Origin of the sequence: Acinetobacter sp. Ac_3412 (assembly GCF_013072675.1) — a bacterium.
Taxonomy (GTDB): domain Bacteria; phylum Pseudomonadota; class Gammaproteobacteria; order Pseudomonadales; family Moraxellaceae; genus Acinetobacter; species Acinetobacter higginsii.
Window position 1 is genome coordinate 120,094 of sequence record NZ_LXUJ01000001.1, and the last position, 12,315, is coordinate 132,408.

The 12,315-nt window shown below is 41.0% G+C and carries 8 protein-coding genes; 5 read left to right on the top strand and 3 right to left on the bottom strand.

Translation table 11 applies throughout. The annotated features are described in order from the left end of the window. The first annotated feature begins 117 nt into the window (after nucleotides 1-117). The 5 genes from dnaE to A7P54_RS00615 all read left to right on the top strand — a co-directional run bounded on the left by dnaE (nucleotide 118) and on the right by A7P54_RS00615 (nucleotide 8,497). Entirely contained in the window at nucleotides 118-3,681 is a 3,564-nt protein-coding gene (gene dnaE, locus A7P54_RS00595; RefSeq protein WP_171548329.1) for a DNA polymerase III subunit alpha, read from the top strand. Between the two features lie 13 nt (nucleotides 3,682-3,694). Further along, nucleotides 3,695-4,534 (top strand): RNA methyltransferase, encoded by an 840-nt coding sequence (locus A7P54_RS00600; protein WP_004807869.1) that lies wholly within the window; start codon nucleotides 3,695-3,697, stop codon nucleotides 4,532-4,534. Beyond that, nucleotides 4,527-5,339 carry a serine O-acetyltransferase gene (cysE, locus tag A7P54_RS00605; RefSeq protein WP_005202954.1) on the top strand — a complete coding sequence of 271 codons (813 nt, stop codon included), beginning with the start codon at nucleotides 4,527-4,529 and terminating at the stop codon, nucleotides 5,337-5,339. The genes A7P54_RS00600 and cysE overlap by 8 nt, the downstream gene beginning before the upstream one ends. A gap of 113 nt (nucleotides 5,340-5,452) precedes the next feature. Then, the gene (locus tag A7P54_RS00610; RefSeq protein ID WP_171548330.1) at nucleotides 5,453-6,352 is read left to right on the top strand and encodes an ABUW_2363 family tetratricopeptide repeat lipoprotein; all 900 of its coding nucleotides are present in this window, start codon (nucleotides 5,453-5,455) and stop codon (nucleotides 6,350-6,352) included. Nucleotides 6,353-6,478: 126 nt separating this feature from the next. Beyond that, nucleotides 6,479-8,497, top strand: coding sequence for an alpha/beta fold hydrolase (locus A7P54_RS00615; protein ID WP_171548331.1), 2,019 nt, complete (start codon nucleotides 6,479-6,481; stop codon nucleotides 8,495-8,497). A gap of 48 nt (nucleotides 8,498-8,545) precedes the next feature. On the opposite strand, the gene ahpF is transcribed toward A7P54_RS00615, so the two are convergent. The 3 genes from ahpF to A7P54_RS00630 all read right to left on the bottom strand — a co-directional run bounded on the left by ahpF (nucleotide 8,546) and on the right by A7P54_RS00630 (nucleotide 12,308). Beyond that, a complete protein-coding gene (gene ahpF, locus A7P54_RS00620; protein WP_171548332.1) occupies nucleotides 8,546-10,111 on the bottom strand; it encodes an alkyl hydroperoxide reductase subunit F in 1,566 nt (521 codons plus the stop codon). 127 nt (nucleotides 10,112-10,238) lie between these two features. Next, entirely contained in the window at nucleotides 10,239-11,156 is a 918-nt protein-coding gene (locus A7P54_RS00625; RefSeq protein WP_171548333.1) for a hypothetical protein, read from the bottom strand. 27 nt (nucleotides 11,157-11,183) lie between these two features. Then, entirely contained in the window at nucleotides 11,184-12,308 is a 1,125-nt protein-coding gene (locus tag A7P54_RS00630) for a toxic anion resistance protein (RefSeq protein WP_171548334.1), read from the bottom strand. Nucleotides 12,309-12,315 lie beyond the last annotated feature (7 nt).

Here is a 12,315-nt window from a genome sequence, read left to right on the forward strand (position 1 = left end):
ATTTTTAATATTTTATAAAAATAACAAAGCAAACACACGGTTTGCCAAAATATTAAGCATGTCATTTTCGGTTTGCATGCTAAACTATGCGTTGCTTTAAAAAAGGATAGTCCTTCTATGCGGTTTGTTCATCTCGGTATCCACACAGAATTTTCGATCACGGAATCGATTGTTCGCATACCTGATTTGGTCAAGGCTGCCGTAACAAACGAAATGCCCGCACTGGCATTGACTGACTTATCCAATCTACATGCTGCAGTCAAGTTTTATGAATCCTGTTTAAAAAAAGGCATTAAGCCTATTCTAGGCAGTGTCATTCGCTTAAATGATGCTGAACATCGTGCAACCTTATTGGCCATGAGCAGTACAGGTTGGCGCAATCTGACTGAAATCGTGTCGCGCGGTTTTATTGAAGGCCAGCAACTCAGTCTCCCTTGTGTACAAAAAGAATGGGTACTTGAGCAAGCTGAAGATTTGATTGTTTTGCTGGGCCAACACAGTGATGTTGGTAAAATGCTCTGCTCTTCCAATCCACAAAAAGCAGAACCTTTATTAGAAGCATGGATTGAAAAGTTTGGAAATCGTGTCTATTTAGCTTTAACACGGACTGAACGTGTTGGTGAAGAAGATTTTATTCAACAAGCAGTAAAACTTGCCGCTAAATATCAAATTGGTGTAGTCGCGCATAATGATGTGCACTTTGTTAAACAAGATGATTTTGAAGCACATGAAGCTCGTGTTTGTATCGCCGACGGCTATGTTTTAGGTGATGATAAACGTCCTAAAAACTATAGTACTGAGCAGTATTTCAAAACTGGCGAGCAAATGTCTGAGCTATTCTCAGATATTCCAAGTGCGATTGAAAATACCTACCATATTGCAAGACGTTGTAATGTTGCATTGCAACTCGGCACTTATTTCTTACCTGACTTCCCGATTCCAGATGGCTATACCATCGACACCTATTTTGAACATTTGTCTCGTACAGGTTTAGAGGAACGTTTAAATCATCTTTATCCAATTGCTGAACGTGATGAAGATTGGGCTGAGATTCGGAAGCCTTATGATGAACGAATCAAATACGAAGTTGATATCATTCTCAAAATGGGATTCCCTGGCTACTTCCTAATCGTCATGGACTTTATTCAGTGGGCTAAAAATAATGGTGTACCTGTAGGTCCTGGTCGTGGTTCGGGTGCTGGTTCATTGGTTGCCTACAGTTTAAAAATTACCGATCTTGACCCATTACGATATGATCTACTATTTGAACGTTTCTTAAACCCAGAACGTGTTTCGATGCCCGATTTCGACGTCGATTTCTGTATCGCAGGTCGTGACCGTGTCATTGAATATGTAGCACAAAACTATGGCCGCCAAGCGGTATCACAGATTGCGACCTTCGGTACCATGGCAGCAAAAGGTGCGATTCGAGATGTAGCACGTGTCCTTGGTAAGTCTTATGGTCTTGCTGACCGTATTTCAAAAATGATTCCAACAAAACCGCTGGGTGTCGATTTGGTCACAGCGATTGACATGGAGCCGCAGCTTAAAGATATCGTCACCAACCCATCCAACCCTGACAATGATGATGCTGCTGAAATCTGGGAAATGGCACTCAAACTTGAAGGTATTACCCGTAATACAGGTAAACATGCGGGTGGTGTCGTTATTGCGCCAGGTAAAATTACCGATTACTCCGCGGTACTGTGTGATGCAGATGGTACTAACCGTGTCGCACAATACGATAAAGATGACGTAGAAGCAGCAGGTCTGGTAAAGTTTGACTTCTTGGGTTTACGTAACCTGACCGTGATTGAAGATGCGGTTCAAAATATTAATAAAAGAATCAAGGCTGAAATACCACTTAATATTGCCGATGTCCCACTGGATGACAAAGATGCCTATCTGGTCTTTGCAAATGCAAATACCACAGCGGTATTCCAGTTTGAATCCGTCGGCATGAAAAAAATGCTTAAGGAAGCAAGACCAAGCAAATTTGAAGAAATTATTGCTTTCGTATCCTTATATCGACCAGGTCCTATGGATCTTATTCCTGACTTTATCCACCGTATGCATGGTGGTGAGTTTGAATATCTACATCCTTTATTGGAAGGTGTGTTAGAACCGACCTACGGGATTATGGTTTACCAAGAACAAGTCATGCAGGCTGCACAGTTCTGTGCAGGTTATACCCTTGGCGGCGCGGATTTACTTCGTCGAGCTATGGGTAAAAAGAAACCTGAAGAAATGGTCAAGCAACGCCAAATCTTTATTGAAGGTGCATCGAAAAAAGATATTGATGAAGCAACTGCTAACCATATTTTCGACTATATGGAAAAATTCGCAGGTTATGGTTTTAACAAATCACATGCCGCTGCCTATGCCCTAGTTGCCTATCATACGGCTTGGTTAAAAGCACATTACCCTGCTGAGTTTATGGCGGCGGTTTTATCATCGGAAATGCAGAATACGGACAGTATCGTATTCTTGATTGACGACTGCCGTAATAACAAGTTAGAAGTACTACCACCTTCAGTGAATATGTCTTTATATCACTTCCATGCCAGTGACGAACAAACCATTGTCTACGGCTTAGGTGCAATTAAAGGTGTTGGTGAACAGGCGATGCAATCGGTCATCGATTCACGAATTAATGAAGGCCCATATAAAGATCTATTTGATTTCTGTCATCGTATTGATCTGAAAAAAATCAATAAGCGTACCTTAGAAGCTTTGATTCGTGCCGGTGCGCTGGATTGTCTTGGCATTGAACGCTCAAGTTTAATGGCTCAATTACCTGAAGCAGTCCAAGCTGCTGATCAAGCTCGAAGCAATCGTGAAACAGGTATCATGGACTTGTTTGGTGAAGTTGAAGAAGTTCAGCGTAAACCTGCCAAGCCTGTAAAACCATGGGCAGATGAAGTCCGCCTCAAAGGTGAAAAAGATACACTTGGCTTGTATCTCACAGGTCACCCAATTGATGTTTACCGCCCTGAATTAAAATCATTCATTTCTGCCAAACTGAATGAACTCACTCCGACACGTCGTGGTGTAACTACGGTTTTTGCAGGTCTGGTGGTTGATATTGCCAACTTCCCGAACCGTATCATGATCACACTCGATGATGGTACAGCACGTGTTGAAATTAGCTGTAACCATGAGCGTTTCCAACGCTATAAAGATATTGTTCGTTTAGAACAAGTTGTGGTGATTGAGGGTGAAATTTACGAGCGTGAAGGCTTTGATCGCCCGATGGCACGATTAAGTAAAGCTTTTAATTTGAATGAAATTCGCCAAAAACGAGCGCAAAGCATTCAAATTCGCCTCCCTCAAGATTTGATGACCAAATCTTTGGCCAAGGATCTACAGGCGATCCTATTACCTTATTGTAATATCGATATGTGTCAGCATATTGGTCTGCAAATCCTGCTTGAACAAAGCTTCGCAACTGCTGAATTACATTTAGGTGCACAATGGAAAGTTGTGCCATTAGATGAATTACTTGGAAAATTACGCGATTATTTTGGCAAAGAAACCATTTTCATCGAATACCAAGTGAAATCGAAGGCTGCAAAAGCAGCTGAGGCACCTAAAGTTGCAACGGTAGCTCCTCCACCAGACAATATGTCAATGGATGAAGCACTGGATCTTTATCAAGCTGAAGTCTCTCAATACTCTTAATTTTGGATAATATATGAACCTGTTTGACTCAAACAACGTGTCCAAACATTTGGATCATGTGCGTATTGTTATGGTCAATACCACCCTACCAGCCAATATTGGTAGTGCCTTACGCGCAATGAAAACCATGGGTTTATCAAAACTTGTACTCGTCGCACCTAAGACCTATCCACATCCGGATATTGATGCACTGGCAGCAGGCGCGCAAGATTTAATTGAACAAATTGAAATTGTTGAAACTTTGGAACAAGCCATTCAAGATTGTCATATGGTGTTTGGGACCAGTGCACGTAGTCGCACGATTCCATGGCCATTGCTAGATGTTCGACCTGCTGCAAAAGAAGCATTAGATGCTGCAACCAAACAACAAAATATTGCAATTGTGTTTGGGCGTGAAGATCGTGGACTCACCAATGAAGAATTAGCCCTAGCCAATTATCACTTAACCATTCCAGTAAACCCTGAATATGGCGTACTCAATGTCGCGCAAGCGATTCAAGTGGTTTGCTATGAGTTAAGAATGGCTGCGCTTGAACAAAATACTCAAGTTCAAGACAAGCCAGATGACCACATGCAACTGAAGCAACAACAAAGCATGGAATGGGATGAACCATTGGTTACACAACAACAAATGGAACAGTTTTATCCTCATTTAGAAAAAATGTTGACTGAAATCGAGTTTTTAGATCCAAATAATCCCCGTTTACTCCCATTACGCTTGCGTCGTCTATTCGGAAGGATACAATTAGATCGTATGGAGTATCATTTATTACGTGGAATCTTTAGCCGCGTACAGGCTTTAGCCCAAGGTTCATGGAAAAAGACCAATACGGAGGATCATAATCATGATTAAACAGCTAAAAGAAGATATCGAAGCTGTATTTGCGCGTGATCCTGCGGCTCGCAATACATTAGAAGTCCTGACCACCTATCCAGGTATCCATGCACTGATTATGCATCGCATGGCACATGAGCTTTGGAAAAAAGAATACAAAGGTACCGCCCGCCTACTTTCTTCTTTTAGCCGCTTTGCCACTGGTATTGAGATTCATCCTGGTGCAAAAATCGGTAAGCGATTTTTTATCGATCACGGCATGGGTGTGGTGATTGGTGAAACAGCTGAGATTGGTGATGATGTAACGCTTTATCATAGTGTCACCTTAGGTGGAACCACATGGAATAAAGGCAAACGTCATCCAACACTTGAAGATGGTGTGGTTGTTGGTGCTGGTGCAAAAATCTTGGGCCCATTTACAGTACATAAAGGTGCAAAAGTCGGCTCAAATGCAGTTGTAACCAAAGAAGTTCCTGCTGGTGTAACTGCCGTTGGTAACCCTGCCCGTTATATTTTCAAAGACAAAAGTCAAATCGAACAAGATGAAGTCAATCGCCGTGACTACGCGGAAAGTATTGGTTTCGAACCTTATGCGACAACACAAGATCAGTCTGATCCTATTTTAGAAGGCATGCGCGTTTTACTCGATCGTATGCAAAAAAATGAAAAACGCATGAACGTACTTTGCCAACGTCTGTCTGAACTTGACCCTAGCTTCACCTCGCAAAGTTCAAAAACTCAACCATTGAGTAAAGAAGAACTTAAAATTATTGAAGAAGTTAGACGTGAGTGCGAAGCACAGAACAAAACTTCGGCAACCTAGTCAAATATATAAAAAATGTAACAAGCTTCTCATTGCAAGTTGGTTTTGCTTTTCCTAGACTGGTGAAACCAACGATCTACTTCTCATTTAACTAAAATTAATGGATGTAAAGCATGAATTTTAAGCCTTTGGCATTACTTGTACTTTCAACTTCTTTTTTGACGGCCTGTGGCGTTGCCCCTGTTAAAAAAGAGAAGGTTGCTGAACCCTTTGTGTTCAAGGAACCAGACCCAACTCCTCCATTCTATGCTTTAAATCCAACCAAGTATGATGCCCCACCAAGCTTTGAAGTTGCGATCAAAGATGCTGCGGCTCAGCCTGTCACGAAAATGGTCGTGTCATTACAAAATGATCCATCAAAATCAACAACCTTGGATATCAACAAGCTCATTGTTCCAACGATTGACAACAAACAACGCAACATGAAATATGCGGTTCTTGCTGGTGAGAATGAAATTGATGTCACTGAAATCGATGACTTTTTACAATTAGTTGAAGGTAAAGCACGTCACTATCCACCTCGTTTCCCAGAACGTCAAGAACGTAAGGGCTATGAAGTGAAATTAAAAGAAACCACGCAGAAACTAGATGCTTTAGCCGAACAGCCAAATGCTTCTTTAGATATCTTAACTCGTGCGTTTAAAGCAAGCGTAATGGCACGTAACTTAGACTTAGGTACATCTTATACTTCAAAGTCATTAACTTATGCGCAACGTATTCTCGCGATCAGCCCGAATGACCCTGAAACAAACTTCTGGTTTGGTTTTGGCTTATCAGAAGGCGGTGGCCAACGTGAGGCTATTCCATATTTAGACAAAGCAATGAAAGGTGGCGTTCAAGAAGCTTACCTTTCTGCTGCCAATAACTATTTATGGTTAGAGCAAAAGAAAAATGCGCTTCAAACCTTGAAAAACTATAAAATCAACTATCCTGACGAAGCAGAAGTGACTGATCGTTTGATCAAAGAAGTGGAAGCTGGAAAACGCTGGAATGTGTGGCAAGTTCTGAACTAATTGGGCTTGTAGAATTGCATTACAAAAATAGACTGCTGTGTGCAGTCTATTTTTTTATCTATGATTGAAAAAACATTCGATTTTCGTATTATAGCTACAATCTTCCAGCGAACTTGCTGACATACCATGCTAGCATTTACACCGAATAAGCGTCTATTTTTTATCTCTCTCCTAAGCACCGTCGTGATGAGTGGCTGCCAAGTTGTCAGTATCAAACAACAAGCTCTCAATGTGACGATTGCCAACGAACGTAATAGCATTCTTACGCAAAAAAAACTTAGTGAAGCCAGCCTCAATGTCTTGTCGATGTCTGGCAAAGAAGCCAAAGTGTGTATGCAAACACCAAATGAGTGCATTGCAGATCTACACAAAATTCCGCAAATTCAGGATGAGCAACTTTTATCTACAGCGAGCGAACTCTATCTCTCAAAAGCGCTGAGTCTGTCCGACGCGTCCGAATGTAAAATCAGTAAACTGACAAAACATAAACCTGAGGAAGAACAGAAAGCCATACAAAAGACCTATGAGCAATGCTTAGATCAAGAGCTTGAAGCTTTAGATAAAAGCATCCGTTATAGCTATGCATATTTGTTCAAAACGGCACGACAACCGCAAGAACGCATTTTTGATAACCGTCAGGTCCAGATTCGAGACTTTTACAACCAAGCTTTAACCAAATTGGTGAATGTGCATAGTTTAAGAAATCCGTCTAAAACCATTAGCCCTACCATTCAAATTGGTAAAAGCACCTATACAATAGACATTCAATCCTATCAACGCTTACAAAATATGAAGCTGGAGAAATTTATCTCCAGCTATAACATGAACTTTTCAGGATTGAGAGCCATTAACCGCCGTGATGGTTTCGGTTCAGATTTCGTAGCCGTGTTTCCTTCAACGGATGCAACCCATGGCGAAAATAAATATATTCTTGATCCATTAAGTTATAGCTACCCAAATGGACTTAACCCTAATATTCATAAAGCACGTTATTTAGCTGCAACCATTATTGCGCAACCCAAGAATGCAGCCGCAACCATTAATGATGTTTTAAATAATCCAAACTTTGAAGTAAAGGTCTATGACCCTTATAGCGTAGAGAAAGTCAGTATTGCAGGTAAAGAATATTCGCTTGCAGCCAATTTCTCTGCACCTTATGGACTCTGGTTAGCTGAGAATAATTTAGGTGCATCGGCTTATTTAACTTTAATTGATCGTGATCAGCATCTGACCATGCCACATCTCTATATGCTTGAACCGTATAATCCGAATAAGAAAGTGATTGTATTGGTGCATGGTCTTGCCAGCAGCCCTGAGGCATGGATTGCGGTCACCAATGATATTATGGGTGATGCGGTACTACGTGAACACTATCAAGTCTGGCAAGTGTTTTATTCAACCAACATGCCGATTCTAGAAAGCCGTTTTCAAATTTATGCCTTATTAAAACAAGCCTTTGGCTCACTCAACAATAAAGATGCTGCAGCTCAAGATGCAGTTTTAATTGGGCATAGTATGGGAGGCATTATCAGTCGACTCTTAGTGAGCAATGCTGATATTTCCAAGCAGGCGCTCACCATGATGAGTAGCCGTCAACAAACACGTTTGCGTAAGCATCCTGTAATTGGTGAACGACTTAAAATGCAGCCGATTACTAATTTTGATCGTGCCATTTTCTTGGCTGCTCCACATAAAGGAACTGACTTTGCTGATCGCTGGTTTACACTGGCAGCACGTAAAATCATCAAACTACCAGCAACCTTCTTGACCACTTTGGCAGATACACTCACTAGTGATGATATGGATTTAAAAGAATTCGTTAAAACACTGACCAATGATGTGATTCAAAATGGGCCAAGTGATCTCAGTAAGAAATCTAAATTTATGGAATTAACCGCCTCTATTCCGCCTGAAAATGGACTGGTTTTTCACTCGATTATGGGCAACATTACCAAGAGTGATGATCCAAATGTCATTACAGACGGGATTGTTCCTTATAAGAGTGCACATTTAGATGGTGCTGTTTCCGAGAAGATTTTCACGGGCGGCCATTCAATTCAAGAGACCCCAGAAGCAGTTCTAGAATTACGCCGCATCTTACGTGAACACCTTGTCGATCACGGTTTATATAAACCTAAGAACTAAACACAATAAAAAAGCCCCAAATAATTGGGGCTTTTTTTAAGGGATTACTTACACACCAGAACGGATCATATAATCAAAGGCAGACAGCGATGCTTTGGCACCTTCACCTGTGGCAATGATGATTTGCTTATAAGGCACGGTAGTACAGTCACCTGCAGCAAAGACACCTTTGACATTGGTTTCGTTACGATCATTAATCACGATCTCACCACGGTTGCTGAGTTCAACCGCACTGTTATTTAAGAAATCTGTGTTTGGTAATAAACCAATCTGTACGAAGATCCCTGCAAGTTCAACTGTGTGTTCAACATCAGTGGCACGGTCTTTGTATTTCAATGCCGTCACTTGAGCACCATCACCAACCACTTCAGTACTAAGCGCATTCAAGATCACTGTCGTGTTTGGCAAGCTATTTAATTTGTCTTGCAATACTTGGTCTGCACGAAGTTTGGTATCAAACTCAACCAAAGTCACATGCTCAACAATCCCTGCAAGATCAATCGCAGCTTCGACACCAGAGTTACCACCACCAATCACCGCAACACGTTTGCCTTTGAATAATGGACCATCACAGTGTGGGCAGTACGCTACACCACGAGTACGGTATTCAGCTTCACCCGGTACATTCATTTCTCTCCAACGTGCACCTGTAGACAGGATGATAGTTTTCGATTCAAGCTTGGCACCATTCTCTAGTTCAACCTCAACTAGACCATTGGCAGTTTGATCTGCACCTGTGATCTTGCTGACACGTTGCAAGTTCATGATATCCACACCATATTCACGGACATGGGCTTCCATGTCTTGAGCGAACTGAGGACCCACGGTTTTTTGAACAGTGGTAAAGTTCTCAATGTCCATAGTATCCATCACTTGACCGCCAAAACGTTCAGCCACAATACCCGTTTTGATGCCCTTACGTGCTGCGTAAATCGCTGCTGTACCACCCGCAGGACCACCGCCAATCACCAATACATCAAATGCATCTTTGGCATTGATTGCTGCTGCATCTTTCTCAGCCGAGTTGCTATCCAACTTGGCTATGATTTCTTCCAAAGTCATACGACCTTGACCAATATGCTGATTGTCTTGGAACACCATAGGTACAGCCAAGATTTTGCGTTCTTCAACTTCGTCTTGGAAGAAAGCACCATCAATCATGGTTGCCGTGGTATTTGGGTTGTTAATCGCGATTAAGTTGAGTGCTTGCACAACATCTGGACAGTTATGGCAACTGAGCGATACAAACACATCAAAGTTCGCTGTTAAGTTTAAGCCTTTGATCTGAGTGAGTACTTCATCAGACACTTTAGGCGCATAACCTGATACTTGTAATAATGCCAAGATCAAAGAAGTAAACTCATGTCCCATCGGTAAGCCAGCAAAGAACACACGTGGTTGTTCACCTGCTTTGGCCACACCGAAACTAGGACGGCGAGCATTTGAACCGTCAAAACGCGCCGTAACTTGGTCAGACAGTTCAGCAATTTCAGTCACGAGTTCTTTAATTTTTTCTGCTTTGTCGGAGTCATCTAAAGCGGCAACCAACTCGATTGGACTTTCTAAACGTTCTAAGTAAGCTTTTAATTGAGTTTTAATATTTTGATCTAACATGTATTACTCCAAATTCTAAGACGTTCAAATCAGCTAAATTCATTCAATGACGCTATAGTACGCAAAAGTACTGAATAGGTAAAACAGTATGTTTTTATGAGTTTGATCGGATAAACCGAACTTAAGATTAAGAGACATCCAATTTTTGACCAATCCGCACACGACGATTTTTCAAATGTTTGGCGAGAACATATAAAATTGCACTTAAAGCAACAGCAAATACAATCAAGCCCCATAAAATGACATTCACAATCTGAGAAATACGTTCGGCTTGCTGTGCACGCAGGTCTAAGGGCTGCGTGATTGAGGTAATACTTTTACCGTAAAGCTGCTGTTGCATGACCCACAACTGCTCTGGCTTAAAATCATACGCTTTAAATTGAGTTGGATTGGTTTTCTCTGCACTAATTAATTGATTCACGTAGACATTAGCGGTCTTGCGATCGACAGGTTGATGCAATAAGGCCACTTGCGCCAAGACATAAGCTTTTTCAGTCGAAGAAATATTGGCCTGCTGTAAATCTTGAGCAATCTGACTTTCAACAATATTGTTTTGATAGCTCATCCATTGTTGATAAGCCTGCTTAGTTTCATCTTTCCAGTCATACTGGATGTAGGTCAGACCTGACCAAAGTAAAATAAATGAAATCACCCACGCCAGAATACGCTGTGTCCATGCCTGAAAACGTTGCTGAAAAAATTTAAATTTCTTGGCCCAACTAAGCAGTAAAAAAGCACCAATAAATGAGACAAAAAGTTTTAGGAACAGCCAGCCAAACCATGATAATAAATGAAAAAGATAATCGACAGGTTGCTTAAAAGGAACAAGATCCTGTACATGATAAGGCAAATCTAAAGCCTGTAGATGTACAGAAAGATCAAAGAAACGATAGATAAATTCTTTTTGCAAAAACAGACCAGCGATTGTAACAACGATGAATGTACTGGTCAGAAAAAACCAGATCATTAAGTTGCGTTGACGTTTTTTTAACACATCTAAACGCTGGTCAATCGGTTGTACACTAAAATCTTCTATGGGTGACAATGATCTTTCCTTCAAAAATTAGCAGTATCAAGATTTAGGTGGTTGGCTATTCTCAAGCACCAGATGATTCAAATTCTCTTGCAAAGCACGTAAACGAGTTGTTGCTTCGGCACGCTTTTGCATCCCTTCTTTCTGAATCTGAATCACATCATTTACTGTTTTAATGAGGGTGTTTTGTACATGTTCAAGTGTTTCAACATCGATCACGGAACGCTGATTGGCTTTTGCCGTATCAACAGAGTTTTGATGCAATAACTCAGCATTACGACGTAATAATTCATTGGTGGTATCATCAATGGCTTTGGCAAGCTGGACGCTATTCTTTTGCTCTTGCAGCGAAATTGCCAAACTAATTTGATTTTTCCAAGCTGGTAATGTGATGTTTTTAATCGCGTAAAATTTATCCACCAACATCAAGTTATTCGACTGGATAATCCGAATCATCGGCAAAGTCTGCATTGCAGACTGCTGTAAAACATGAAGATCACTGACTCTTTTTTCAAGATTATTTGCCACATGATTGAGATCATAAATCTGTTGAGTGGTCTGTTGATCTTGTTCCTGGCTTGTCAGAGTCGTAATTTGCTGTTGAATATCCTGCTGCTTCAACTGGCCGGCTGCAATATAAACCCCCAGTTGTTTATACTCATCTTGCACCGCATCAAACATTTTATCCAATGTCCCAACACGTGCTTTCAAGCCTGATTGTGAGCTTTCAATTTCTTTGACCAGTACATCAATCTGCTCTTTAGTGGTATTAAAATGCTGATCAAAATTTTGTTTAGCATTCTTAAACTTACTCAACAAACCACCTAAAAAACCAGAACTTTTAGATTTATTTAAAATACTTGAAGTATTTAACTGCTGAGCAACTTGCACCACTTCATTGAGTTTTTGTCCAGTTGCATCAAGGTCTTTGTTCTGTACCAGATTCAATAATTCATCGGTATAAGTTGAGGTTTTATTGGCAATATTTTTGCCATATTCTGCAACAGCAGTGGTACTGATATCGGCCAGTTCTTTATGCGCATCCATCACTTCAGCAAAATCTTGAGGTTGTAGGCCTAAGTCTTTTAAGTTCAACTGCTCAAAACGCTGCTCTGGCTTAATTTCAAGCTCATGAGATACCTTACTCAGTTCTGAATCTGACATCATATTT